The organism is Pontibacter sp. MBLB2868, from assembly GCF_051904785.1.
Lineage (GTDB): Bacteria > Bacteroidota > Bacteroidia > Cytophagales > Hymenobacteraceae > Pontibacter.
Genome location: NZ_CP196710.1, coordinates 602,110 through 628,686, shown reverse-complemented (window position 1 = coordinate 628,686; position 26,577 = coordinate 602,110). Strand labels below are relative to the sequence as shown.

The 26,577-nt window shown below is 45.1% G+C and carries 16 protein-coding genes; 1 reads left to right on the top strand and 15 read right to left on the bottom strand.

From position 1 onward, the window contains the following. Positions 1-5: 5 nt before the first annotated feature. The 3 genes from ACSX1A_RS02740 to ACSX1A_RS02730 all read right to left on the bottom strand — a co-directional run bounded on the left by ACSX1A_RS02740 (position 6) and on the right by ACSX1A_RS02730 (position 4,401). On the bottom strand, positions 6-1,529 hold the full coding sequence (locus ACSX1A_RS02740; protein WP_439882080.1) for a sodium:solute symporter: 1,524 nt from the start codon (positions 1,527-1,529) through the stop codon (positions 6-8). Positions 1,530-1,660: 131 nt separating this feature from the next. Further along, positions 1,661-2,473, bottom strand: a complete 813-nt coding sequence (murQ, locus tag ACSX1A_RS02735; RefSeq protein ID WP_439882079.1) for an N-acetylmuramic acid 6-phosphate etherase — start codon at positions 2,471-2,473, stop codon at positions 1,661-1,663. A 56-nt stretch (positions 2,474-2,529) separates the two neighbouring features. Continuing rightward, positions 2,530-4,401 (bottom strand): outer membrane protein assembly factor BamB family protein, encoded by a 1,872-nt coding sequence (locus tag ACSX1A_RS02730; RefSeq protein WP_439882078.1) that lies wholly within the window; start codon positions 4,399-4,401, stop codon positions 2,530-2,532. Between the two features lie 281 nt (positions 4,402-4,682). Between ACSX1A_RS02730 and ACSX1A_RS02725 the strand changes: the two genes are divergently transcribed. Further along, entirely contained in the window at positions 4,683-6,170 is a 1,488-nt protein-coding gene (locus tag ACSX1A_RS02725) for a TolC family protein (RefSeq protein ID WP_439882077.1), read from the top strand. A 56-nt stretch (positions 6,171-6,226) separates the two neighbouring features. Here ACSX1A_RS02725 and ACSX1A_RS02720 read toward each other — a convergent pair whose 3' ends face one another. From ACSX1A_RS02720 to ACSX1A_RS02665, 12 genes are all read right to left on the bottom strand, one after another. Further along, positions 6,227-8,059 carry a glycoside hydrolase family 9 protein gene (locus ACSX1A_RS02720; protein ID WP_439882076.1) on the bottom strand — a complete coding sequence of 611 codons (1,833 nt, stop codon included), beginning with the start codon at positions 8,057-8,059 and terminating at the stop codon, positions 6,227-6,229. A gap of 46 nt (positions 8,060-8,105) precedes the next feature. Further along, complete coding sequence (locus ACSX1A_RS02715) at positions 8,106-8,321, bottom strand: hypothetical protein (protein ID WP_439882075.1); 216 nt, start codon at positions 8,319-8,321, stop codon at positions 8,106-8,108. Between the two features lie 42 nt (positions 8,322-8,363). Then, entirely contained in the window at positions 8,364-9,674 is a 1,311-nt protein-coding gene (locus tag ACSX1A_RS02710) for a glycoside hydrolase family 10 protein (RefSeq protein WP_439882074.1), read from the bottom strand. A gap of 202 nt (positions 9,675-9,876) precedes the next feature. Further along, on the bottom strand, positions 9,877-10,920 hold the full coding sequence (locus tag ACSX1A_RS02705; RefSeq protein WP_439882073.1) for a glycosyl hydrolase family 18 protein: 1,044 nt from the start codon (positions 10,918-10,920) through the stop codon (positions 9,877-9,879). Between the two features lie 61 nt (positions 10,921-10,981). Continuing rightward, the gene (locus tag ACSX1A_RS02700) at positions 10,982-12,577 is read right to left on the bottom strand and encodes a PKD domain-containing protein (RefSeq protein ID WP_439882072.1); all 1,596 of its coding nucleotides are present in this window, start codon (positions 12,575-12,577) and stop codon (positions 10,982-10,984) included. Positions 12,578-12,584: 7 nt separating this feature from the next. Beyond that, positions 12,585-13,373, bottom strand: a complete 789-nt coding sequence (locus ACSX1A_RS02695; protein WP_439882071.1) for a hypothetical protein — start codon at positions 13,371-13,373, stop codon at positions 12,585-12,587. A gap of 12 nt (positions 13,374-13,385) precedes the next feature. Then, positions 13,386-14,879: a SusD/RagB family nutrient-binding outer membrane lipoprotein gene (locus tag ACSX1A_RS02690; RefSeq protein ID WP_439882070.1), complete on the bottom strand. Its 1,494-nt coding sequence runs from the start codon at positions 14,877-14,879 to the stop codon at positions 13,386-13,388. 29 nt (positions 14,880-14,908) lie between these two features. Further along, positions 14,909-17,953 (bottom strand): SusC/RagA family TonB-linked outer membrane protein, encoded by a 3,045-nt coding sequence (locus ACSX1A_RS02685; protein ID WP_439882069.1) that lies wholly within the window; start codon positions 17,951-17,953, stop codon positions 14,909-14,911. 882 nt (positions 17,954-18,835) lie between these two features. Continuing rightward, positions 18,836-19,639, bottom strand: coding sequence for a DUF4397 domain-containing protein (locus ACSX1A_RS02680; RefSeq protein ID WP_439882068.1), 804 nt, complete (start codon positions 19,637-19,639; stop codon positions 18,836-18,838). Positions 19,640-19,648: 9 nt separating this feature from the next. Beyond that, complete coding sequence (locus ACSX1A_RS02675) at positions 19,649-21,265, bottom strand: SusD/RagB family nutrient-binding outer membrane lipoprotein (RefSeq protein WP_439882067.1); 1,617 nt, start codon at positions 21,263-21,265, stop codon at positions 19,649-19,651. Between the two features lie 12 nt (positions 21,266-21,277). Continuing rightward, complete coding sequence (locus ACSX1A_RS02670) at positions 21,278-24,382, bottom strand: SusC/RagA family TonB-linked outer membrane protein (RefSeq protein ID WP_439882066.1); 3,105 nt, start codon at positions 24,380-24,382, stop codon at positions 21,278-21,280. A 691-nt stretch (positions 24,383-25,073) separates the two neighbouring features. Then, positions 25,074-26,330: an exo-beta-N-acetylmuramidase NamZ family protein gene (locus tag ACSX1A_RS02665; RefSeq protein ID WP_439882065.1), complete on the bottom strand. Its 1,257-nt coding sequence runs from the start codon at positions 26,328-26,330 to the stop codon at positions 25,074-25,076. Between the last annotated feature and the right edge of the window lie 247 nt (positions 26,331-26,577).

The following is a 26,577-nucleotide window of genomic DNA, read 5'->3' as shown; positions in this document are numbered from 1 at the left end:
AAATGTTAGTGTGTCGCTTGCTTCAGTCTTATCTCTTCCGCTTCCTCCAGGGCATCCATCATCACTCCGCCACCAGGCTTGCTGGTAACCAGGAGAAGTATAAACGTGATGGCCGCATTCACCACGATCAGTTCAAAGCCCATCGCATAGCCAAACCAGTCTACGGAGTTGCTGTCCAGGACATAGGTAAGGATAGGTGATACCACACAGATATAGGGCACCAGCTTATCGGCTACAGCACGCTTGTTAGCCATACCAAAAGCAAACAGACCAAGCAGTGGGCCATAGGTATAACCTGCCGCCTTAAAGATAGCGTTTACCACAGAGTCATCATTGATCACCCGGAACACAAGTATCACCAACAGCATTATCACCGAAAAGGCAATGTGAACAAGGTGGCGTGTCCGGATCAGCTTGATATCGTCGTGGTTCTGCTTTTTGGTAAAGCCCAGAAAATCCACGCAGAAAGAGGTGGTCAGTGCGGTTAAAGCGGAGTCAGTGGTTGCAAAGGTAGCTGCCGTAAGGCCCAGCATAAAGATAACTGCCGGCAACAGCGTCAGGTGGTTCAGGGCGATCTCAGGGAACAGGTGGTCAGGGGTACGAAGCGCTGTTACGTCAATTCCTTTTGCATTCGCATACATGTAAAGCAACGCACCTACACTCAAAAAGAAAATGTTGATCGCAACGAACACAACCGTAAAGGTGAGCATGTTCTTTTGCGCCTCCCCGATATTCTTGCAACTCAGGTTCTTCTGCATCAGGTCCTGGTCCAGTCCGGTCATGGCGATGGTCACGAAAATTCCCCCGAAGAAGTACTTCAGAAAGTGGCTTTTGCTACCCATGAAATCTTCCCAGTAGAACATTTTAGAATAAGAGCTTTCCTTCACGGCTTCAAATGTCTGCATCAGGTCCATGTCCAGGCTTCTGGAAATAAACCAGATGGAAAGCAATACGGATGAAAGCAGGAAAGTGGTCTGAAGAGTATCTGTGATCACAATGGTCTTCAGGCCTCCTTTATGTGTATATATCCAGATCAGGATTAGACATATTGCCACAGTAACGCCGAAAGGCACATTCCAGGCATCGAAGATAAACTTCTGCAGCACGATGGCTACCAAATATAATCTGAAAGCTGAGCCAATGGTACGGGATACCAAAAAGATCATAGATCCCGTTTTGTAGCTCCAGTAGCCAAACCTTTTTTCGAGGTAAGTATAGATCGAGATCAGGTTCATGCGGTAATAAAGCGGCAGCAGCACGAATGCGATAAGTATAAAACCGACTGCGTTTCCAAGGACGAACTGGAAATAACTGAAATTACTACTGCTTACAGCACCTGGCACCGAAATAAAGGTTACACCAGACAAGGCTGTACCGATCATACCAAATGCTACAAAATACCACTTCGAATTTCTGTTAGCGATAAAGAAGCTCGAGTTATCCGACGCGCCTTTAGAGGTATAGTAAGAGATACCGATCAGTACGGCGAAATAACCGATCAAAAAGGATAAAAGAACTATTGGAGACATAAGCAGGTGTTTCACTAGAACAGTTTTCCGGCAGGTGCATGCACAAGGGCAAATATCCGCCGTAGACAGTCTAAAATGTTTTTAAAATAATTCAGAACAGGCAAACTGCCGCTGTGGCGGCTACATAAATTTTATGAAGATATTAAAAAACTTTCTACTGCCTGTCGCACATTGCCATATTTTTCCAGAAGAGCAGTTGCTGTTTGCTCATCTGCACCGGTTTCCGTCATGATGATCCTTACGCCACGGTTGTAGAGCTTATGATTTGTTAACTGCATATCTACCATTTTATTTCCTTTCACGCGGCCCAACCGGATCATTACTGTTGTACTAAGCATGTTTAGCGCCAGTTTTTGTGCCGTACCGGACTTCATGCGCGTTGAACCTGACACAAACTCCGGACCAACTACTACCTCTACAGGGAATTGCGCCACGGCTGCGACAGGGCTACCCGTGTTGCACACAATGCAGCCTGTTGTAATGCCATTCGCGTTTGCCATCTCCAAACCGCCTATCACATACGGGGTGGTACCAGAAGCAGCAAGGCCAACCACCACGTCGTTACTATCAACTTCATACGTTTGCAGATCTTTCCAGGCCTGCGTAGGATCGTCTTCTGCGAATTCAACCGCTTTCCGTATCGCTGTATCGCCTCCTGCGATAATGCCCAGCACCCAATCAAACGGAACCCCAAATGTAGGCGGACACTCTGAGGCATCCAGAATACCCAAACGGCCACTTGTTCCGGCTCCGATATAGAACAATCTGCCACCGGTTTTCATTCTCTCAGCTACGATGCGCGCAAGCTCCTCCAGTTGTGGAATAGCTTTTTCTACGGCAAGGGGTACGGTTTTATCTTCCTTGTTAATATTCTCCAGGATCTCCCTCACAGACATCTTCTCGAGATCGTTATAGTTTGAGTCTTTCTCGGTTGTAATTTCCATTCCTATGTAATTAATAAAAATAAGCTTGTTTAAAAGGGAAACAGTTTGTTAAAATCCTATCGCTCCGATAGAGCAGGTTTATACTCCAGGCACACAATTTTACCATCCATCGTACTCACTATTACCTTGTTATCACCCAGAGGCATTACCGGATTCATGAGGCTGTTTGAGGTTTTATACTTCCAGATAACGTTGCCGCTTTGCCTGTCTATGGCACTTACCATACCCGAATGACTAGGCACGTAAACGATATTATTATGCTCAACAATGGCAGATGGCGCTAACTCATACGGTAACTGAAGGTCAGACTTCCAGGTAAGCTGCATCGAATCAGCGGCAGTAGATACCCCGTACAACTCTCCATCCATTGTTTTTACATACACCAATGCGCTGTCTGCTGACAATCCCATCGATTCGCGAACACGAACATCTTTCATTTGTTTTCGCCAGATCACATTGCCTGTAGTAGCGTCTAAAGATGTCATGTAACGATCCGGGGCCACAATGAATACGCGGCCATTGGCCGCAACAGGGTAACAGGCAGCCGGAGAAAACATCCGGTTCGTAGAGCCATTGCTCCATTTCCAGGCGAGTTTACCTGTAGCTGCATCAAGGGCATAAAACTCATTTCCCCAGCTACCAAAGTATACTTTGCCCTGGTAGAGCAGTGGCTTGGTCACGACAAAGTTATTCACCTGGTCAAAATCCCAGATCAGTTTACCGTTCTTCAGGTTCAGCGCCCTGAAATGCCCATCAGAAGCTCCAATGTATACCACTTTGTTCCGGATAACAGGAGCGCCCAAAACAGGTCGCTTCGCAGCTGTTTTCCAGAGCAACTTGCCATTACGAAGAGAAAGGCAGTAAATGTAGTTGTCTGAAGAACCTACTACCACATATTTCCCGGCAACGGCAGGAGTAGAATAGATCTTTCCGTCCGTTTTGTAAGCCCATTTTCGTTTGCCGGTATGCTTATCAAGCGCGAAAACCCAACCTCCCGTATTGGTAGCAATAACAAAGTTTTTGCCCGTAGCAGTACCCGCCCCCACATCACTGTCATCCTGATATTGCCATACTACTTTTACGTGGCTATACTTATCGTTTACAGCAAAAGACGGACGATGATATGTTGCAGTATCTTTAGCAAAGTGATGGTTCTCTAGTGGCACCTCTACCCATTTTTCAAGCGTAGCCACATCCGGTCTTCTCTCTTCAAAGCTTGCCACGCCGTCCTGTATCGTAACGATGTTGTAACCTCCCGTGCTTGCTTTTGCACGCAGGTTGGACCGCCCCATCACTGCCGGTATGCCATCATAAGTAAAGCGGCGGTTGTTGTGCCCATGCCCGTGCAGGATCAGCTGTACATTGCGCTTTTTCAGCAAATCAATAGCATCATACCAGTTGTTTTGTGAGGAGTCCTGCGGGTAGTGGTTGATATAAATAACCGGCATACCGGGCTCCTGCATGTTAGTCAGCACAGAATCGAGCCATACGATATTCTCCCGTGGTACCTGCCCTGGCCCCATGCGCATGTTAGGTCCGGAGCTGGTGCCGGCAAACAGGTAGCCCTTGTGTTCAAAAGCAAAAGTCTCAGCCCCGAAAACAGTCCTGAAGGTATTGCTCCCACTTTCTGACCAGTTGGAATCATGGTTTCCGGCAACTATATACCAGGGCTTATTCAAGCCGCTGAGTACCTGCTTCGCCAGCTTTAGCTCTTCGTCTGAGCCAAACTCGGTAATATCGCCTGTAAATAGTGCGAAGCTGAGCGCTGTATCTGCATTTATATCCGTAACTGTTCGCTGCAGGTCTTCTTGCGCGGTGGGGTTGCCTATGTGGGTATCTGAAACAAACGCAAACTTAAAAGCTTGCGCATTTGCCCGGCCAGCAAATAGCATCAATATGAATACTCCCACATAGTTTCGGACAGTCATAGTAGTATAGTTTCTAAATCAGGGAACAAATTAATACTTCTCCAGCTGTTGGTACGTCTTTAACTTTATACTTACAGGATAAAGGTCAACAGCAAACGCGCACAAACGCGCATACAAATGAACATCTAAATATAATAAATAAAATTTGTTTCACATATTTATGCAATAAATTATGCGAAAGGCTGCAAATTCACGCATCCTAATTTTTGATTTCAGTAATGTATTTCAGAAATTAATGACCTTGAATTTTGGCCACCCTGATTTTGAACTTTCCTGGTATAATGAATAAATTTTTTATCGCAGTTTTATACATACTGGCTTTATTTCCGTTTTGCCAGCCTGTAACAGCCAAACCCCGACCTGATGCAAGGCTATTTACTTTTGATGCCGTTATTCAACTGGCAAAGGAACAGTCTCCTAAATACAGGTATGCTGCTGTGCTGTTTGAAAACCGGCAGTGGCAGTATAGAACCTACCAGTCTAATTATCTACCACAGTTAAACCTGAGCGGAGTTTTACCGGAATATAATAAAACCATAGAGCCTCGGTTAACCGATAGCGGCAGCCTGATCTTTATCAATACCCACAACGCCAGTTCATCCATGCAGCTTTCACTTGGGCAGGAAATATGGCCGACAGGTGGCTACATTTCCATAAACAGCCAAATGAAACGAATCGATGACTTTCAGGCCGATATTAACCGCACCAGGTATTCTTCAGTACCTGCCACTATTACCCTTACCCAACCCATATTCGGTTTTAACAACCGCGCCTGGGACAGGAAGATATCGCCGCTCCGTTACGAAGAAGCCAAACGTGATTACCGGGAGGAGATGGAAGATATTGCCAAAGAGGCCACCAGCTATTTTTTCAACCTGCTGATCAGCCAGATCGGGTATGAGATAGCTGAAAAAAACGTGGCCAACAACGACACCCTCTATAAAATAGCTGAAAGGAGGTACGAAGCCGGCAAAATACCAGAAAACGAACTTCTCCAAATGGAGCTGACCCTGCTCAACTCGGTTCAGAACCTTGACCAGGCTGCTCTTGACGTAGAGGCCAATACACTTAAACTAAAGGTTTTTCTGGGTATTACCGAAGATTACCCGATCGAACTGGTGCCCCCAACCGAGATCCCCCAGTTTGAAGTTGATGAGGAAGTGGCCCTGGCACAGGCGCACAAAAACAGGCAACAGATCATCAGTTTTAAGAGAGAGTTGCTGGAGGCTGATATGCGCATGGCAAAAGCAAAGGGAGAGACTGGGTTTACGGCAAACCTGTTCGCTTCCTTTGGCCTGACACAACAAGCCCTGGAAGTGCAGGAAGCTTACAATAACCCATCCCAGCAACAGCGGGTACGAATGGGTTTTAACATTCCGGTAATGGATTGGGGTCGCACCGATGCTATTGTAGGTACTGCAAAGGCAAATCAAACATTGGTAAAGGCAAACGTGGAGTTACAGAGGATAAATTTTGATCAGGAGATCTACCTGCATGTAAAACGGTTTAAAGTACTCCGAAAGCAAATGGCTGGTGCCAAGCGTGCGGATGAGATAGCAGAAAAGCGCTACTCTATCACAAAAGCGCGCTACTTAGATGGCAACCTCAGTTTATTAGACCTGAACATAGCCACTGAAGAAAGAGATAAAGCCAGCCGAAGTTATATCAGTGCATTACGCAACTTCTGGCTGGCTTATTATACGCTCCGTAGTCTTACACTCTATGATTTTGAAAGGAATGAGCCTTTAGTTATACCTTCCGAAGGATAATTTAGAGTATCATAGATATCCCATAGCAACTCAACCTGTCTTATTCACAGATTGCCTTAATGACGTGAGCTATATTCCTTTGCAGCTAAAAGGTAAATAAGTGAGGCTGTGCCATCCATGGTTGGTTCGTTGGTGCTATAGTCTCCGAAGTCATCGTGGTATACCACCAGGTCCGACTGAAACGCTGCATAGTCATCTTCCCTGGACAAGTGCACAGCTTTGAGATTGTTAAAGATACTGCCATACACTGGTCCGTCTACCAAACCGCCATCAATCGGAAACTGGTTTAAATGCGTGAAGGCTGAGTGCGGATCTGTGGGTGTATCCCCATCGGCCGGTAAGCCATACACCATACTTGTACCCCATGGGTTGCAGCCAAAAAGCCAGTCAATGTTTGCCTGCTCCAGCTCTGCATAAGTCTGGTCGCCGCTGAGCACACGGTACAGGTAATTTTGAATGGCAAAAGAAGTGGTGAGGTTATTGGAGCACCAGATAAAAGGCACCCCACGGTAAAAAGCGTTCTGCTTAGCCTTGGCATATACTTTTTCAATACCCGCTTTGTAAAAGCCGATCAGCTCAGCTTTTGTCTGTTCGTCTGCTTTTTTGGCCAGTTCAAAATGGCCGAAGTTATGAAACGGGTACCACTGGTAATGCCGGGCCGTATCTGCTCCCATCCAAGGGGTAACTTTTTCTTGTAAGCCGTATTGGTAAGCCTGATCAAAGTATGATTTCTCTCCCGTGAGCTGGTAAAGCGCTGCGGCCGCCAACTGCATATCATCCACCCAGTTGTCTTCCTCATAAAAGTATGGCGCCAGGTTTGGAGCTGTCTGGCTCACACCTGGTTTTGCCAGCCCTAAGGCATAGGCGGAGCGTGCTTTTCGGCTGAATAAGTCAGACAGCTCCTCATCCTTACCGTTATAGATCTGAGCTGCCAGGGCAAAGGCACTCGTAAACTTGCCTGCCGTGGAGGCAACGCCTGTCGCCCTGTTCTTATACTTCCCCAGGCCTTGTGGTTCGCCAGTGGCAAAGTACACTGGCCGGGCTTTCCCTTTTCCCATGCCATAGTCCACCGGGTCTTCTGTAGGCAGGCGCATCCCCTGGTGGTCCCGGTCGTCAGCTAACTGGTTGAACAGCCAATGCTCGCGCGGGTGCATCTTCAGGAGCCAGGTAAGTCCCCATTTTGCTTCATCCAGCACGTCGGCTACGCCATTAGTTCCTTTTAGTCCATTTGCCTGGTGCTGATCAGAAAAAACACCTGGAAAATCGCGGTATGCCGCCAGCAGGTGATATGTGGCGTTGGCAGAGGTAGTGGCATATTGCAAATAGTCTGAGGCATCGTGCCAGCCTCCGGAAACATCTATTTTAGTACTGTCTGGCATTGGGCCATACATAGTATAACCGTCCGAAGTATGGCAAGAGTCCTGCAGGTATGGATTGTAGCCGCTGCGCTGCTGCCGCATGTACCGTAAGGCAAAATCAGCGGCTCCTTTGTAGACGTCGGCATCTATTCGGAACACCGGCGATGTGGCAGCGCCTGCTTTTAAGTAATAGCTTCCGGGCGTGTTAAAGGTAGTGAAATTCAGCCTGTATGATTCTTTGAATGGTCCATATGCCCCAAATGCTTTACCAGCTTTACCCTTGAATACCACCTTGTTAGTAGCAGCATCTCTCAGTTCAAATTTTCTGATTCGCTGATCTACTTTGCTTGCCCACACAGCCACTTTTATACCTTCGGGTGTATACCCCAACTGGTTTATGCGTATCCAGGCCTGGTTATTTTTTGCCACTGTATTTTTCGCAACGCCTGGCACTGCCTTAATTGTGAAAGCAACGGCGTTAGCTGCCAGAACCAGCGCTGTCAGTACACAGATCAAAAGTGACTTTTTCATGCTCATTGTTAAACGTACAGGTATGATTTACACAAAAAGTGCCTTTTTATAGCCAACCTTTCCGGAACCGCACTTCCAGAACATTAGATGGAGCACTCTCATTTTTAAGCCTGTCAAGCGTGGTTACTACATATTTGTAGGTTTTTCCTGGTGTGATAGTTTCATCTTCGAAGTAATGCAGGTCTTTATCAAAACTGATCTTAATGATCTTGCCAGGATTCTGCAGGTCTAATTTTTCATCCTTGTTAAAGCGATAGATCACATAACCATATATCGCTTCCTGTTCACCTGCCGCTGTCTGCCACTACAGTTTCGCCTTATCATTGGCACGGAAGATCAGGAACCTGCGCTCCCGAACATCATCCAGTTCGGACGGAGCCGCCGGAGCCTCATCATCCAGCCACTGCATCTGTGGCTGTAGGGCATGATAACGGTAGAACTCATACTGCAAAGAATCACGGAAGCCTGCCAGGTTATTTGTAAGTGATTTTGAGCTAAAGTAAACACTACCCTGCACCTTTGGATTCTGACGAAGGTAGCGCACCTGGTTCGGAAGCTGTTGCTTGTCGCGCCAGCCCTCACGATCTTCCATGGCTCTGTATACTCCCTGCCCAACATACACATGCTTGCCAAAGGCATTGGCGCTCCACCAGTCTACCAGCTTTTCGTAGGGTGCGGCAGGGTAGTTAAACGGGAAGTATACCTGCGGATTAACGTAGTCGATCCACCCCTCCTGCACCCATTTGCGGGCATCAGCATACAAAGCACTATAGCCCGATAAGCCATTGCTTTCAGAGCCGTTCGGGTCTTGTGCTTTGTTGCGCCAGATACCAAATGGGCTGATACCGAACTTTACAAACTTCTTCTCAGCATGGATTTCATCTGATAAAGTATGGATCAATTCATCCACGTTGTTTCTTCGCCAGTCTTCGATGGTAGCAAAATTCTGCCCATAGAGCTGGTAAGTAACAGAGTCCGGCAGAGGTTCTTTGCCTGGATATGGATAGAAGTAATCGTCAAAGTGTACGCCATCTATGTCGTAATTTTTAACCACATCCATAACCACATCCACAATATACGCTCTTACTTCTGGCAGCCCGGGGTTAAAATATTTTTTGCCGGCATACGTAAAGAACCAATCCGGTTTTGTGCGGGTAATGTGGTCTGCACTTGTCAGGGAATCGATGAGGTTGTTTGTAGCACGGTACGGGTTAAACCAGGCGTGCAGTTCCATCCCTCGTTTATGCGCTTCCTGTATCGCGAACTCCAGCGGGTCGTATTGCGGGTCTATGGGCGCCAGTCCTTGCTTACCCGTCAAGAACATACTCCATTGTTCACGGCTTTTGGCATAAAGAGCATCCGTGGAAGGACGAACCTGTAGCATCACCGCATTGATACCTGTTTTCTGGTGCTCATCCAGTATTTGGACAAACTCCTGCTTCTGTACGGTTGGATCCACTCCCACTGCAGCTTTAGAGGGCCAGTCGATGTTCTGCACGGTTGCTATCCATACTCCCCTGAACTCCCTCTTCGGAAAATACTTCGTTTCCTGTGCAAAAAGAGTGGTGGATGTTAGAAGCAGTAAAAAAAGTAGTAGCGTAGATTTATTAACCATAGCTGAAAGTTTGTTTTGATTGTAAAAAAGAAAGCCCTCCGGTTTATATCTCAAATGGAGGGCTTTAAATTACTATGAAGTAACCACTATCACATAAAGCATTTTCAAAACTTTAAAATAGCTGGTAACAATTACCAGGAGCCTGAAACACAGGATAGATTCTCACTCACCCACTACCCGTGTTTCACTCCTGGCAATTTTATTAATAGGCTCTTCCTAATTCATCATTCACAGCTTTTAATAGAGAGTTGCTACCATTTGTGTCCTGGTAGAACTCCCACATCATTACACCGTTTGCCCGCTCTTTAGCAAGGGCTGCCTTACGCTTCACTGTAGCTGTACCGTTGTAATAATACTTTACACCATTTACAGTAAAAGAGTCTTCGGTAGAGTTGGCACCAGCCCAGATCAGGTCTCTGTACGTCAGCGCTCCGTTCGAAGTATTTTTACCATAAGCCGGAATCCCAACTACTGCTTTCTCTTTTGGCAAACCTTTCATATCAAGCCAGATATTCAGGCTTTCTTCTGCCATGCGGTATGTCGAATGCTGACCCGGATCTTCTGAATCCCAGTTAATGCCATCATACATCATGATGTTGAAAAAATCGATGTACTGGATAGACTCCTCTGCGATACCATCCCGAACAGACCCCGCGTATAAAGCGGGAGTTACGGCAACACTCAGGAACTTGTGCCAGGTATGTAACGAGTCTGATAGCTCTTTTACCAGAGCCGTGTGCGTAATATTATTCGATTTATTGGCTCTCGGGTATTCCCAATCCAGGTCCACACCATCCAGGTCATTGTTCAGCACAAACTTTACAATGTTGCCCACTAACTTTGTACGGTAACCCGGGTTGGCTGCAAGGGCAGAGTATATAGCCTCGTCGCCAGAAAGCGAAATAGCTGTTTTAACGCCATTCTCACGCGCCGTAGCCATTACCTGCTCAAAACGATCCGGCTGACTGAGTGGCTTTAATGTACCATCAGCATTCGGGTATAAGAAAGCATAGTTCAGGTGCGTGATCATCTTATACTTTTTAACATCTATTGAGTCGGGGTTGCGACTGGCAGAATAGTATGCTATGATCTTAAAACTTTTATCAGAATTATAAGTTCCGGTTGGTGGCGTAAGTTGCTCCTGCTTTTCTCCGGCACTATAGTTATCCGGTACCCAATCCACTTCCTCCTCACAAGACTGTAAAGCGAATACAGAAAGTATAGCTAAGTATAGAAATCGTTTCATATATGTATGGGAATTTAGTTGCACCCCGGTGGTTGCCGGGGCGCAACAGTGAATCAAAAACTTAACGTTTAACAGGGTCTATTGAAAGACCATAAGGTATAAACCCTCTCAGGAAAAACTCTGCCGATCCGCCATTCAGCGGATAGCGCTTAACACCTGAATTACTGCCGTCACCTGTAATTGCACCTGTCGAGCTTACATCGGTGTTGCTGCGGAAGCTGTAATAAACATATCCGGCACTACCATCATCAGGTGTATTGTCGATCATGATACTTGTAATGTAAGTGTTTTCTGAAGCGCCCCCTTCATCCGAGAAGCCGGCAGTATCATCGATCAACTGAATGTTGCTTCCGTTCAGATCGCTCACATAGAGACCTTTGTTATATCCACCACCAGTTACACTGATCGCAAAGTAGATCTTGCTATTCACCTGATCCACGGCAAAGCTTCTGATCTTTAGTTCACTCAAACCAGGAATGGCCTCAATGTACTGCCCTGCAAGCGTGTATTTGTAGAGGCCCTTGCCGGTACCATGCTTTGAGTACCAGATCGTATTATCAATGACCTGAATAGCTCCGTCTGTCCAGCCGTAAGTTGAGGAAACGCCAATGTCTGCGGCAGTTACACCGAATTTGACAGCAGGATAAATGGCATCCATGGCAGAAGCTGGCAACGAACGTACCCCTGAAAATCTGCTTACCCAGTACACATTACCGTTCGCATCTACTGTGCTTACAAAAGGATCATCACCGTATTGTGCAGTGCCCGCCGGTTTTGGTACAGGCTGCGTAATGATGTATGGGTTCTTGCCTTCCAGGTCAACAGCAAACACTTTTCCGTCTGCAGGTGTACCCCAGGCAGAATAAGCAAGGTTTGCACCTGCGTCAGAAATGATCACTTTGTTGTTGGACACATTGATAGAAAGAGGGTGTAAGCCAACACTTACAGGTAACTGCTTCGGATTGCTCTGCTGCACCTGTGTAAACCTGTACTTATATAGTTTACCTGTAAGGGCATCTGTAAAGTATAAGGTTTTCACCAGTTCACCCTTCACAACTACTTCAGCAGAAGTTGTTAACGTTTCCTGCCCGTCGTTAATGGTGAGCGTTACGGTATAGGTACCTGCGTCTGTAAAGGTAATCTTCGGACTGGCCTCAGTAGATGTTACGCCATTACCAAAGTCCCAGGAATAAGTAACATCCTTTCCAGGATACTGGAATACAGTAGCAGAAAATTCTACCTCCTGCTGGTACAGTATGTTCTCAGGTACATTTATGCGCGGCTGCATTTTTTTGATCACAAGCTGCTTGGTAACTGTTTCAACTTTATCACCCTGATGCGCCGTTAGCGTGATCTGGTATGTACCTGGCAGGTCGTATACGATCGTATCGGGCACTACACCTGTAGTAGCGCTGGTGTCCATCACTTCGCCATTCTCCTTTAACAGCTTGCCCCCTTCAAATTTCCACTCATACTTGTCAGCGTTTTTGGTTCTGTTAAGCAGAAATACCTTTGCCGGTGCAAAAATTTCATCTTTCGGGAAATCAAAATTCGCCACGAACTGGCCATCCGGGGCTATGGTGCTTATGTCGTCTTTCTCACAACTTACTGTTGCAAGAAACAAGATCATTAGAAAAAATAGTCTATATAGTTTCATACGTTGTCTAGTAAGTTGATTTAAATTCGTTGGTACGCTCAGCTACTACCCCTGATGAAGTAGTGATTCTGGCTGTTACAACCGTGTGGATGTTTCCTACTTTCTTCAGTTCCTTGAAGCCCTTCTCTTTTAAAAGCTCCTTAGTCAGGTTGTTGCGCAAGTATGCCTGCCCTGCACTGGAAATGCCTGTTCTGGCACCGCCGGTCATTTTATACTTGGTGTCGTCAGCCTCAGGAAAAAGTTTTTCATATTCTGCCACAGTAATGGCATATGACAGCTGGTTAAGCAGAATCTGATAAGGCTCATCAGGCAACTGGTCCAGCAGCTCCTCCCCTTCCAGGCTGTACTTGCCTGATTCCGGCTTAAACTGCTTGTACTCGCCCCGTAATACATAAGCGTTGTTGGATGTAACGTAGTAGTCATTCAGGCTCATTCCGTCTTCCGGGAAAGTTTTCCAGGTCACGTTATTGGCAATCGTGTCGCTTACAACCATGAGTGGAGCATCCGGATCCCAGGTTTCCACTACAGTTTTGTCCAGCTCAAAGTATAAGCCGAAGTCTTCGTACAGTTTGTGCAGTAACTCTACCTTCGCTATGTCGTCGTTGCGCTGCCAGGTGGTTACGGTAAAGGCCACCGTATCTCCAGTTTCAGGGGCACGGTTACTGGCCGTCATCTGTACTTCCGGACTATACAAGCCACTCGTTTTACCGAGTTCGGCCATTGGTTCGTCTTTCTCACAGGCTGCCAGAGCACAAACCCCAAGGCCTAAAAGCAATGTCTTATATATCTTCATCATGATGTTTAAGAATTAGAGTTGAGAGTTTTCTTCCCACCAGAATTTCCTGGTGACCCAGTCTCTGGCTGAGGCACCCAGGCGCTCAATTTCCTGCGGGTTGTAGATGTACTCTGTCTGCGGATCGTACGGGAAGCGCTGTATCCATTTGCCCCCAAACTCTGACAGCACATTTTTTGGATAGTAGATACCCGGGTAAGCATACCCTTTGTATTGATATCTTCTCATGTCCACCCATGTCTCCGGCTGCAGGTACAGCGCAATGTACTTCTGCATCATAATGTCGCTGATCTCAAGCGTAGCAGAAGACTTTTTCACTTTGTCTGATGCCATGTAGTTCGCAATACTGTCCTGGGATACATTCAGGCGGTTCAGGTTTTCAAGTATACCTGCTTTGTAAGCATCATAAGCATCTCCTTTGTTACCTTTATAGAAAGAGGCCTCCGCTTTGATAAAGTATAGTTCCTCTTTCAGCACATAAGGCAGCGGAGAGTTATCTGCAGTCCAGAAGCCGTTGTAAAGGTTAGGGAAGTCATCCATCGTCAGGCCGTTCAAACCTTCTGAAGCCTTGGCTCCATTGTAAGTGTTTTTCTTGCCCGGGGTGGTAAGCTTATACAATCTTGGGTCATACTTGATGTTGTTCCCGTTTACTGTCATGTAGTTTATAAAGAAGTCAGTAGGAACGCTATAAGTAAGGTAGTTGGTGATATCAGCAAAGTTCCACTGCGGGTTTGGCGTAGAAGGTCCCCACATGTTGCGCTCCCAGTCTCTTTGCGGGTTGTTGCTGTAATAGTAGATCGCATCTTTCCAGTTGGCAAGTGCACTGTTCACCTCGTTTAGCACTGCATCATAGCCGTTATCGAAATTGGCCGTACGCAGGCGCATCTTAGCTTTGATCGCGTGTGCAAAAGCTACCCACTTACTCAGGTCACCCTGGTAGATAAGATCTGAGGCGGCATTCATCGTTTTAGCACCGTCCCCTACGTTCTGTAAGTCCTGTATACCATCTTCTAACAGTTTTCCTATCTCTGCATACACTACATTTTGTGTGTCATAAGATGGGCTGAAGTCACCGGTATAAGCTTCCAGCACCGGCATATCGCCAAAAGAGTCTGTGGCGGTCAGGTAAGAATATGCCAGCATGATCTTGCCGACACCTTCGTAGTTTTTAGAACCTTCTTCCTTTGCACGTTCGATCAAGCCTACTGCGTTGCTACCTACATCAAAGTAGTGCCAGCGCCAGGCTCCCATTCGCGTGATCTGGTTGTAATCCCAACGGTCTTCCATCGACTTTGTGCCGTAGCGGGAGGTCAGGTAGAAGGAATGGTAAGTTGAAAAGCGGGCATGTGAATACAGGTGATACGCCATGTTACCCTGAATACCCGGCAGCATCAGGTTTGATGATGTGGTGACAGGTTGTACTGGGTTCTGGTTAATGTCCAGCTTATCCTCGCAGGACGAGAAGAGCATCAACAGCAAAACCGGAACAATATAAAATATCTTTTTCATGAGTGTGTCTCTAGATTTCGGACTTAAACTTAAAAACCAACAGAAATTCCTAGTGAGTAGCCTTTGGTAAGCGGAATTGCACCATAATCTACACCAATGGTACTTCCGCCTTCAGCGCCACCTGCGTTAGGTCCGGCACTGTTCACTTCCGGGTCGCCGCCAGAGTAGTTGGTAATCAGGAAAGGATTCTGAGCAGAAAGTTCTACCTGCATGTTTTTCACTTTCAGATGCTGCGTCAGATTCTTTGGCAGGTTGTAGCTAAGGGTAGCGTAGCGCATTCTGGCCCAGTTAACTTTCTCCACGAAATTGGTACCCACAGAAGTATAGTTGCTTGTAAAGTAGTTGTAATCCAGCACGACAGATTTCGTGTTCTTTACATAGTTACCGTCACCTTGCTCTACTACTCCGTTAAACACGAACTCTTTATCTCTCCACTCGCCAACGTCACCGGCAATACCTGCCGATATCATACCCAGGCGGGTAGCGTTATACACATCGCCACCTATTCTGAAATCCCACAGGAAGGAAAGGTTGAAGTTCTTGTATTTGAATTTGTTCAGCAGACCGAAATTCACTCTTGGCTCTCTGTTACCAATGTATTTTTGCTTTTGCTCAGAGTCGATTACTGGGTAACCGTTCTCGCCGATGATCACGTAGCCGTCTTCGTTGCGCTTGTAGTCAGTACCGATGATACCTAACACAGGCTGGTTAAGCGCTGATCCTGCAAAGGCAGAAGAGTAAGGCTGGCCGAAAGTGTAAGGGAATACACGCACCTGGTCTGGCAACTCCAGCATTTTAGAGCGGTTGCCCCAGGCATTCAGGGTCAGATCCCAGGTAAAATCACCGGCTTTAACCGGGGTTCCGCCTAAAGAAACCTCAATACCTTTGTTATGGATGCTACCAGCGTTGAATGTCTGGATAACGTAACCAGTGGTAAGTGGCACACGTGCCCGGATGATCTGGTCCTCACTCTTAGCCTGGTAGTATGTTGCATCAAGTGTCAGACGATTTCCGAAAAGGCGCAATTCCAAGCCATACTCGTTTTCAGTAGTTGTTTCAGGTTTCAGGTTTGGGTTTCCTGCAATAGCATCCTTCACAAATCCACCGCCAATACCCTGGTACTTGATCAAATTAGCATCTGTACTATAAATAGGGGCATCTTTACCTACTTTGGCGTAACTGGCACGCAGTTTACCATACCAGTTATGCGCAGCAAACAATTCAGAAAAAGAGAAGCCCGCACCCAGGGAAGAGTAGTAGAAAGAGCGGTTTTCTTTTGGAAGCGTTGAGCTCCAGTCGTTACGCCCAGTATAGCTCAGGCTGAAAAGAGTTTTATACTCTATCTTGGCATCACCATAAAGGCCATACCTTCTGCGTCTCGGGAAACCTTCCGTAAGATTTATATTAGCACGATCAATCACGTTTACACTATGGATATCAGGATTCTGGAATGTCTCTCCGGAGAAGGAGATAGTTTTTGCCTCGTAATATTCCTGGTTTGATCCCAACACAACAGTTGCATGAATATCCTGTGTGATATCCTTATCGATCGCGGCATTAAAAGTTGATGTGAGGTTCGTATAATTCCCTTCACTATGATATAAACTCCCCTGCCATGCACCCGGTGTGCCTGGCACATTCGCGTAGCCGTAGTTTTGGTTATAAAAATCCTGGCCCAGGCGGTAAGATAAGTTTAACCAGTTGTTTACTTTGTAGTTTAACAAACCGTTCAGCACGATTCGTTTTACATCCGTATTTCTTGGATTCCTGTACACACCCCAAAGCGGAGAGATAATACCGGTATCATCGATGTTGGTATCAGGCGTACCATTATCATACAGGTACACATAATTAGGGTCACCATTCGGATACTGATAAGCAAGGATGTCGTAACGTAGCGGGAAACGGTAAAGGCTGTTACCCCAGCCACCTGACTGCCCTCCTACCATACCTTCCTGAATGCTGTTGGCAATGTAGTTAGCAGAGGCTGTAAGCGATAGCTTCTCCGACAGCTTTGCTGTACCTTTCATTAACAAAGACAACTTTTCAGTTTCTGTGTTTGGGATAGTAGCTGATCCGTTTCTGTAATTACCAGAGAGGTAGTAAGTATAGTTATCGGTACCCCCGTTGATATTCATGTTAGCATCGTGCGTGATACCTGTCTGGAAGAAGCGTTGCGGGTTATCATAGATAGGCTCATCCACTCTGTATTTCCGGCCCCATGAAGAAGTAGTGCTCTGATCAAAAGTACCTCCATAGCCAGTAGTGTATAGTTTTTGCTGCTCAGGCAAGCGGCCTACTGTCTCAACAAATGTGTTGTATGAGGCATTAACAGACATGGCACCAGCCTTGCCTTTTTTAGTAGTAATAATGATGGCTCCTGAAGCGGCATCGATACCGTATAATGCAGAGGCAGAAGCACCTTTCAGCACGGAAACACTCTCAATATCATCCGGGTTGAAATCTGACAACCTGTTTGCTGTTCCGTTTACCGAAGCATTACTTACCCGAATACCGTCCACGATAATCAGCGGCTGGTTATCCCCGGTTAATGAAGAAACCCCTCTTAAAATAATTTCAGAAGGAAGGCCCGGAGAACCACCCGAAGAAGAGATCTGAGCACCAGCGATTTGCCCCTGAAGGGCATTTATGATATTCGGTTGATTGGAGTTCTGCAGATTTTCACCAGCAATAGACTGAACAGCATACGTTAGAGTACGTTTGTCGCTTTCGATACCTAAAGCTGTTACAACAACTTCGCTTAAAGTTTTGGTATCAGTTTTAAGAGCGACATTGACTACATTTTCGTCACCTACTGTTTTCTCCTGGGTTAAAAACCCGATGAAGCTATAGACAAGCACCTGTCCTTTTTCAACATTTATAGTATAGCTACCTTCAGCACCTGTTGAAGTGCCTGTGCTCCCCCCTTTCACTCTGACAGTAACTCCCGGCAGTGGCAAACCGTCTTCGGCAGAAGTTACGGTTCCACTTACCGCTTTACCCTGTGCAAAGCTCTGGAAGTGAAACAGGAGAAAGCATATCCCCCATAAAAAACATTGTAATTTTTTCTTCATAACAGCTAGGCTAATTATTTAGGTTAAAATAAACTAATGGTATCGGCTGGCCGGATCAACATTCGTCACCAGTCGGATTAATTAAAAAGAAAATCATTTATTAGCAGCAGTGAAAAAAGAGGTTAGCGAACTACCTGGCTTTTAGTATCTGCATCTTTGAAGAGAGGAAGCAAGCAAACAGATTACAAAATACCACCAAAGTACAATTAGACTCATTTTGACAAACAATTACCTGTTTCCATCTCAAAAAGCGTATTTTAAAACTAACTAAATTTTTAAAATATACCACAGGTTTTTGCAACAATATGCCATAAAAAAGACTAAAAACGCACACACAGAATGATTGCCGAATATTGTTAATCTTTAGTACATTATTGATTAAAATGCACAATATGGCTTTTGATAAGTTTTAACTGCTATTTTGAAAGGATTCATGGACTCTTGCACCTATTATATACAACTACTACATCGTAATATATAAATGCTTTTTTTTGCTGCTTTTATACCTGTACTTCGTAATACAACTACTATAAAAACGCTTCGCCCAAACGTGCAAAATCAACGATATATATAATTCTAGCCCGCAAAACAATTTGCTTTTTAACAGGTGTTTTTCGTCTTGATGAAGAGAAAGTGACCACAAAAAATGTGACCCCATAAGTGGACGGCTCAGCCCAAAAATGCTGGATATAATAAGGGGGTAACATCTAAGAAATGATGGAGATATGGCTTTGACTTAATCTGGCTTAGCAACAATATCCCAATAGGAAAGAATCGTTAGGGATGACAGTAGAGAACAGGACTATATAAAAAGAAGAAGCCCTCCAGTTTATAAAATAAACGGAGGGCTTCTCTACTACTAACTATTAACTCACCCAATAATTAGCGATCTCTCCAGTAGTCTATGTTACTGGTTTTAGGTGTTACTGCATAGGTGCCTCTGATCTGGGTAGTATAAACCCTTCCAAGACTTGCTAAAACAACTGTACTTTTTAAGTAAGGTGTTGAAGTTTCAGGATCATACGTTGAGCCGGATTCGAAAACTTTAAAGGTATAACTACCTGGTTTTAAATTGGTATACTCACCGTTTTCTTTAAACCCTATGTTCTTGCCTAACTCAACAACTTCAAGCGGCTCCGCAGGAGTCGTCTCAGTTTCTGGTACAGCAGCACGTACGGCATAAGCATCTACCTCAAAAGGCATCTCCGCCATGGTGTTCACAAATCTCCACCAGATTGTAGAGTTATCTGCAGGAGGCAGCTTATCCTCTATCATAAAGGCCTCATAATTAGCTGTGGTACCTACCAAGTAAACAGAATAGTTCTTTTCATTCTGAAGATTTACCTGAGTAGAAGCCAGCAAATCGGCTGAACCACCTGCTGCCATTGTATCAATAGCGCTTAAGGTATAGTTACCTGTTGGCAGAACCGCATAAGCGTTGCTTGGATAAACCGAACCATATAAGTTACCTAAAACAACATCATCAGTAGTTGGGGCAACGCCCGTTACCTTATTGTTACCCAGGTAAAAATTTGTTCCAGGCGCTCCATCCACGTGGAAGAAGAATTTCACTCTGGCTCCTTCCGTAACAGGATCAGCCATTTCAGGTATAGAGTTCTTCTCACAGGCACCTAACATAAGGCCTGCTGCAAGAATTGCTAATGTTCTATTTAATATATTTCTCATGTTCTTAGATTATTCAGGCTTGCTAAACCATGTTTCGTAAGTATGATAGTTTTCATCGAAACCACCTATTTTCTCTAGTGCTTCTTTGTTCCACATATACTCAGAGTTGTATCTAGGACGCGCTCTGTAAGCTGGCATTCCTTGGTTAGATGGGTACAGTTCCTCTGGCAACGTGAAACCTACATAAACAGGATTAGCTTCATTTCCCAGATCGTAGTGGTATCTTCTCATATCTGACCAAGTATCCAGGAAGCCCCATCCCCAGGTAGCGATATACTTTTGAAGCATGATCTTAGAAAGTGTTAAACCTGCTTCCGTATTTGGCATTAGTTCTTCGCTGGCTAAGTAAGCAGCTTTTCTCTGATCAAACATGGCTTTGTCGGTTACATAACCACGGGCAAAATCCATGTGTGCCATAACCCCTTTTCTGTAAGCATCCAGGGCAACACCTTTCTTGTTTGCTATCCAGGCTGCCTCTGCTTTGATAAACTGAAGCTGTGCATAAGTCATAAGCGGGAACTTTGCATCGTTTGCAAAGAAGTAGATCTGTTCGCCTGGAGTTGTTGAAGTACCTTCTGCATTCCAAAGGTTCTTCGGAACGAAAGCAGCCTCTGCTTTCGTCCACTCATAGGTACCCACTTCTGGTGTAATACCTCTGTACTGACCATCCGGAGACGGCGCCAGCATAGCAACCAGGCGCGGGTCTTTCAGGTGCTGACCTTCAAAAGCTGCTGCAGGGTCTGCACCAACCAGCACAGGATCAGTTAACTCAGGGTTTGAACCATCAAGCAGGCCAAGAATAAACTTTGTTTGACGGTATCTGCTAATATTGTTTCTTCTTGGGCCGAAAAAGCTTGTGTTTGAACTCAGTTCACCCTGGAAACGAATCAAAGCATCATCCGCATTGCTTGTAAATGACTTGTCTACATACTCGATAACTTTGTTTGGATCGTAAGTAGATTTGTTAGTCAAACGGTGTGCGTTGATAGCCAGCAAACCATACGCAAACTTCTTCCACTGCTCACGGTTACCGCCATAGATCAGGTCGCTGTTTGCTAAACCTGAGTTAGCAGCATCCAGACCGTCTGTTCTTTCCAGATTCTCTATACCTAAGTTTAGTAGGCGCTGAATCTCAACATAAACCTCCTTCTGCTCATCATAACTAAACACTCTCTGTTCAGAGTTGAAGGCTTCCTTCATAATTACCGGACCGTGATAGTCGGTAAGGTTCTGCCAGCCAAGCGCTCTCAGGATATAACCTACGCCAACAAAATCATACTTCTTGCTCTTCTCACCGCTCTCGATCATGTCGGAAAGGTTATAGCCCATGCTCCAGTAAACTGCACGCCAAAGCTGCGCGTAGCTGTCTGATAAGGGATTAGCATGCAACACAACAGGATAATCCTCAGGTGTAGTATAACCCCAGTTCTGAGTATAGAATCCGGCAAACCTTCCGTCCCATTGTGTAGCAACGGCAAGCTCTGACTGTATCTGTGGCAAGAACAACTCTGGCTGCAACAAAGCATCAGGGCCGTTCGGGTTTGTATTAACGTCTAAGTAGCTCTCACAGCCAGTAGTAGCAAATAAACTGGCTGCCATTAAAGAGGCACAAATTATCTTTCTCATATTCTCTTTTAATTAAAATCCTGCTCTAATTCCAAAGTTCAATCCTCTTGGTAACGGGAAGTTACCATAGTCGAAACCTGTACCACCAGCACCACCAACAGCGGCAGAGTTACCGTTTGCAACAGGGTCAAGACCAGAGTAGTTTGTAAGAAGGAACAGGTCTGTGCCTGTTACAAATATGCTTGCGTCTTTGATAAACTTAGCTCTTGACAACACATCTGAAGGAAGCCTGTAGTTCAACGTCACGTCTCTCAGGCGCACCCAGTTGATATCCTTCTCAATGAAGCTACTCTCCGGGTAAATAGATTTCCAGTAACTAGAGTTTCTTGCAAGGTCAATCGGAATGTTGTTTGGTGTTGGATTAGCAGTGTTCTCCAATCCATCTTTCAGCACACCTTTCACAATTCTTGGTGTGTCACGGTCAAGCGTTTTAGGGCTTAAACCACGCGTTACCAGGTAGTGCTCTGTAGCGTTGTAAACATCCCCGCCTTTTCTGAAATCCAGCAGGAAGTTAAGCGACAGGTTCTTATAAGTGAACGTGTTTGTCAAGCCAACATTAAAGTCAGGCTGTCTATCACCAACAATTTCCCAGTCAGTTGTATTCAATAATGGTAATCCTGATGATGGGTTGATGAGTACTTCGCCATTCTCGTTTCTTTGGTAATCGTAGCCGGTGAACGTAGTAAGCGGACCATCCAGTCTTGCACCACCTCTTACGTTACCATATAACCAGGTATCAGAGTTGTAGAACTCCTGCACATCGCCAGGCAGCTTTGTAAGCTTACTGTTGTTGCTTGTAAAGTTCGCCAGGATATCCCATGAGAAATCAGAGGTTAAAACTGGAGTACCGTTTAACTGAAGCTCCACACCTTCGTTGTACATCTCACCGGCGTTGAAGGTCATCAGAACGAAACCTGTTGCATAACTTAAGCGCAGGTTCTGTACGATCTGGTCAACAGACTTCTTCTTAAAGTATGTTGCATCTATACCTAAACGGTCGTTGAAGAACTTTAACTCAGTACCAAACTCGTAAGAAGTTGTCATCTCAGGGCGCAGGTTCAGGCTTGGGCCGGTAAAGCCATAGCGGTAACCGCCTCCTGTTGTAGTAGCCGTCTCATAGTACGGACGGATGCTGTATGGTCTGGCATCTTTACCTACCTGCGCAATGGAAGCTCTTAACTTACCGTAAGACAATACATTCTTAATCCCGGCAAATGGCTCCAGCTCAGTAAAGATAAAGCTAAGACCTGCAGAAGGATAGAAGAATGACCTGTTCTGAACTGGAAGTGTAGAGCTCCAGTCATTACGACCTGTCAAGGTTAGGTAAAGCATGTCATCATAGCTGATGTTAGCACTACCAAATACACCGATCAAACGTCTTTGCGTCAGGTTGTTAAAGGCTCTTTGTGTCGTAAGCTCCGTGTTATTGATCGACCATAGGTCCGGCGCCTGGAAATTCTCTCCTGATGCCGCAGCACTGAACGTGTTATAGTCATAAACAGCGCTACCTAACTTAAGGTCGGTACGGATCTTATCATTTAAGAATGCCGGAGGAGTAATGTGCGCGTAGTACTGGAACGTCAGGTTCCTGTTCGTGATCAAAGCCTGGTCGAATACACCACCATAGCTTTTACCTGAGTTAGACTCCGGGTGACGAACGATCGTGTTCTTCTCTGTATAGTAATCTACACCCACCTGGCCAACAAGCTTTAACCAGTCTGTAGCAGTAGCGGTAAGCTGTGTGTTAAGCCTGTATCTGTCTGTCAGGGAATTGAAAACATTCTTGTTTGCATTAAAGAAAGCGTTTTCAACATCGTTTGCATCCGCGAAATCAGCATAGTCTCTTCTTTTGCCACCAGGCGTCAGATAGTTACTTGCATCATCTGTGCTTGGCCATAAAAGAAGGTGAAGAAGCGGACCACCAGAACCTCTGAATGTTTGATCGTTGTCAGAGCGGGTGTAGTCAAATGTTACATCCGTTGAGATATACTTGTTTAGCTTAGCTGTGATAGCTGAAGACAGGTTTAGTTTATCCAGGCCTGTTCCAGGCACAAAGCCTTCTGCGTTAGTATAAGCACCTGAGATACGGTACTGCGCATTCTCGCTACCACCTGTAAAAGCAAGGTTGTGCTTCTGTGTTCTGGCATCCTGGAAAAAGTTCTTCACGTTGTCATAGAACTGTGTTCCTTCTGGATAAGCCGGACCAAAGTAGTATAGCTCTTCCCCATCACCCGGATAGCCGTTCACGCCTCTGTCGTAAACCTGCTGAGTTTCCGGGTAGCGAACGATTCTGTCTAGTCTGAAGCTGTTGCTGTAATCGATACGAGATTCACCGGCTTTACCACGTTTCGTAGTAATTACAATAGCACCTGATGCAGCCTCTATACCATAAAGAGCAGCAGCCTCAGGGCCTTTCAGTACAGTGATCGTTTCGATATCCTGCGGGTTGATGTCCGCGGCTCTGTTGGTAAAGTCAACACCTCTGTTCTCGAAAGATTTGTTGGTACCAGCTGTCGCGAACACGTTTGTAGAGGTAGTGTTGTTACTGATCGGCAAGCCATCCACAACAAAAAGCGGCTGGTTATTTCCACTTAATGAGCTGATACCTCTGATCACAATGGAAGACGAAGAACCAGGAAGGCCTGAAGTGGCATTCACTTCCACACCCGCTACACGACCTGCGAGACCGTTAACGAAGTTTTCACGTTGCGTCTGGGCAATTGTCGCTCCTCTAACTTCAGTAACAGCATATCCGAGTGCTTTCTTCTCCTGCTTGATACCAAGGGCTGTCACAACAACTTCGCTTAAGCCTTTAGAATCTGTTTGCAGCGCCACGTTTATAGTGGAAGCCTCGCCTACTTTACGTTCTGCAGTCTTCATACCAATAAAGGTGAACACCAGTACATCGGCAGGTTCTACATTAATAGAGTATTTACCAGTGGCATCAGTAACTGTACCCTGGGCCTTGCCTTTTACTGCAATAGAAACACCAGGTAACTCAAACTGATCCTCAGCTGATGTTACCTTACCAGTAACTGTTTTGCTTTGGGCAAAACTCTGGAAGTGAAACAGGAGAAAACATATCCCCCATAAAAAACATCGTACACTTTTCTTCATAACAGCTTCGCTAATAGTTAGATAATATAGATTTAATATCAATTGCAGGGCCAAACCCGCTAAATAAATTATTACTCTTATCCTGTGAAAAGCATTGTCAAAAATCTGCCAGTTACTTGTAATAGTACAATTACACCCTCCTACTCTCAACCCGTACTACCAGCCTCTTTCTGATCGCTAATTAAATCTAAACAAAATTTTGAAAACACTAGCGCGTTAATGCAGTAATTTATTTTAAATAAAGATAAACATGCATAATCAGACACATCAACGCACAATTATTACCAAGCGGTTATTGCACTAAAAGTTCTGTAAAGCATAGACATAAAAAGCCTTTAAAAAATTAAATAGATACAATTTAGAATACTAACCACCCAAAAAATCCTGCCTTAAGGCCTTTCACGCACCTTGATAGCTTGTTGCCGGGTTCTGCAAACATATTGCCATATTTAGCCATTTTTTGCAGTTTACTATTGAAAGTCGTTAACCACCTTTAAGTAAAATTTTTTATTACCACTGACTATTTAGAGATCGAGCTCACTATCAATGTTACCACACTTATTTTAACCAGTAGTTTGGTTTTTAATTTAGGATGAGTGGCCAATCACTACAAACTACAATTTAGCAACTCATACCTTATTATACCCGATACACAGATTATCTATATTGCAGCCTTCGCATGAATTAGTAACTAAGGATAAAGTAAATACTTGCGTCGCATCTCTTTGTACTGGCTTAAACCTGGTTCCCAGCTTTTCCTTATTTCTGCTTCCGGCACACCTGCAATGATCTGCTCCTTCAACTGACGCGTTCCGGCAAGCTTATCAAAATTCCCGATCTGATTACTTTGTTTGTAATCAAAAAACTTCTCTTTGTCCGGATAGGCTTGATACAAACCGATCAACCATTGCAGGTTAAGCCGCCCCTCCTTTCGCAATGCTTCTGCACTGTATTCCCTCAGGTCTAAACCATAACAAGCTTTATCCTGGTGCAATGGCGTCTCACTCATTCCTTTGATACTCTCAGGAGTGAAACTGAATTCATACTTACCCTTCAGCTCCGGATTGCCCAAAACAGTAAAGGGAAAGTGCGTGCCTCTCCCCTGACTGATAATGGTCCCCTCAAACAAACAAAGTGATGGATACAGCAAGATGGACTGCTGCGTATTAAGATTAGGTGACGGGGCTACAGGCAAAGTGTAGGCCATGTCATGAGAATAGTTTTTGATTTTTATGATGTTAAGCTTACATATCTTCCCGTTAGCAAGCCAGCCTTCACCGTTTATCATCTGGGCATACTCTCCTACCGTCATGCCATGTGCTATTGGCACAGGATGAATACCAATGCCGGATTTCAAGCTCATATCCAGAATGGGTCCATCTACCAGGTAACCGTTTGGATTAGGCCTGTCCAGTATCATTAGCTCAACCCCATTTTCAGCACACGCTTCCATTACCCGGTGCATCGTGATAGTATAGGTGTAAAATCTGGCACCAACATCCTGTATATCAAAGATCATCAGATCGATATTCTCCAGGTGCTCTTTTGTGGGCTTGCTGTTCTTGCCATACAAGGACACTACCTCGATACCTGTCTTTGAATCAATTGCATCGGCAACTTTTACACCCGCACTTGCATCACCACGAAAACCATGCTCCGGCCCAAATATCTTCACGATATTAACACCAAGCGACTGCAAACTGTCAACACTGGGAGCTTTACCTATTACAGATGTGGGGTTCACTACCATTCCTACTCTTTTTCCTAGCAGGTAAGGAAGATAAGTTTTTACCTGGTCTGCACCTGTAACAATACTGTTGTCCTTAGCTACAACACTTTTAGGAGCTGGCAGAAATGCAGTACTTTGAACAGGAGCTTGCTTGTAACACCCACAAAGAAGCAGGACAGACAAAACCGCAGGAAAACAAAAGATGGATCTAGTATTCATCTTAGCGAACGTTATACTTTTAATTAACTCTAACCTGATTAATAGAAATGATGCAGGCCATCAGCACCATAATTTCGCATCTACACACCTTACCAACTCCAATTGCGGCGAGGCAAACGCTACCAACCTGCATAAATATGCATATGAGTGAGTGATTACTGCATGAAATAATAAATTAATCACATCACTTGCAAGTGTATTTGCTATTTTTTTTATTAAAAACGCAAAATACAGCAAGTCCAGACAA

Excerpts from the sequence above, each read along its gene's own strand:
- ACSX1A_RS02670 (WP_439882066.1), bottom strand. The coding sequence starts at position 24,382 with ATGAAGAAAAGTGTACGATGTTTTTTATGGGGGATATGTTTTCTCCTG.
- ACSX1A_RS02700 (WP_439882072.1), bottom strand. The coding sequence starts at position 12,577 with ATGAAACTATATAGACTATTTTTTCTAATGATCTTGTTTCTTGCAACA.
- ACSX1A_RS02690 (WP_439882070.1), bottom strand. The coding sequence starts at position 14,879 with ATGAAAAAGATATTTTATATTGTTCCGGTTTTGCTGTTGATGCTCTTC.
- ACSX1A_RS02695 (WP_439882071.1), bottom strand. The coding sequence starts at position 13,373 with ATGATGAAGATATATAAGACATTGCTTTTAGGCCTTGGGGTTTGTGCT.
- ACSX1A_RS02725 (WP_439882077.1), top strand. The coding sequence starts at position 4,683 with ATGAATAAATTTTTTATCGCAGTTTTATACATACTGGCTTTATTTCCG.
- ACSX1A_RS02680 (WP_439882068.1), bottom strand. The coding sequence starts at position 19,639 with ATGAGAAATATATTAAATAGAACATTAGCAATTCTTGCAGCAGGCCTT.
- ACSX1A_RS02675 (WP_439882067.1), bottom strand. The coding sequence starts at position 21,265 with ATGAGAAAGATAATTTGTGCCTCTTTAATGGCAGCCAGTTTATTTGCT.
- ACSX1A_RS02705 (WP_439882073.1), bottom strand. The coding sequence starts at position 10,920 with ATGAAACGATTTCTATACTTAGCTATACTTTCTGTATTCGCTTTACAG.
- ACSX1A_RS02710 (WP_439882074.1), bottom strand. The coding sequence starts at position 9,674 with ATGGTTAATAAATCTACGCTACTACTTTTTTTACTGCTTCTAACATCC.
- ACSX1A_RS02730 (WP_439882078.1), bottom strand. The coding sequence starts at position 4,401 with ATGACTGTCCGAAACTATGTGGGAGTATTCATATTGATGCTATTTGCT.
- ACSX1A_RS02685 (WP_439882069.1), bottom strand. The coding sequence starts at position 17,953 with ATGAAGAAAAAATTACAATGTTTTTTATGGGGGATATGCTTTCTCCTG.
- ACSX1A_RS02720 (WP_439882076.1), bottom strand. The coding sequence starts at position 8,059 with ATGAAAAAGTCACTTTTGATCTGTGTACTGACAGCGCTGGTTCTGGCA.
- ACSX1A_RS02740 (WP_439882080.1), bottom strand. The coding sequence starts at position 1,529 with ATGTCTCCAATAGTTCTTTTATCCTTTTTGATCGGTTATTTCGCCGTA.
- ACSX1A_RS02665 (WP_439882065.1), bottom strand. The coding sequence starts at position 26,330 with ATGAATACTAGATCCATCTTTTGTTTTCCTGCGGTTTTGTCTGTCCTG.
- murQ (WP_439882079.1), bottom strand. The coding sequence starts at position 2,473 with ATGGAAATTACAACCGAGAAAGACTCAAACTATAACGATCTCGAGAAG.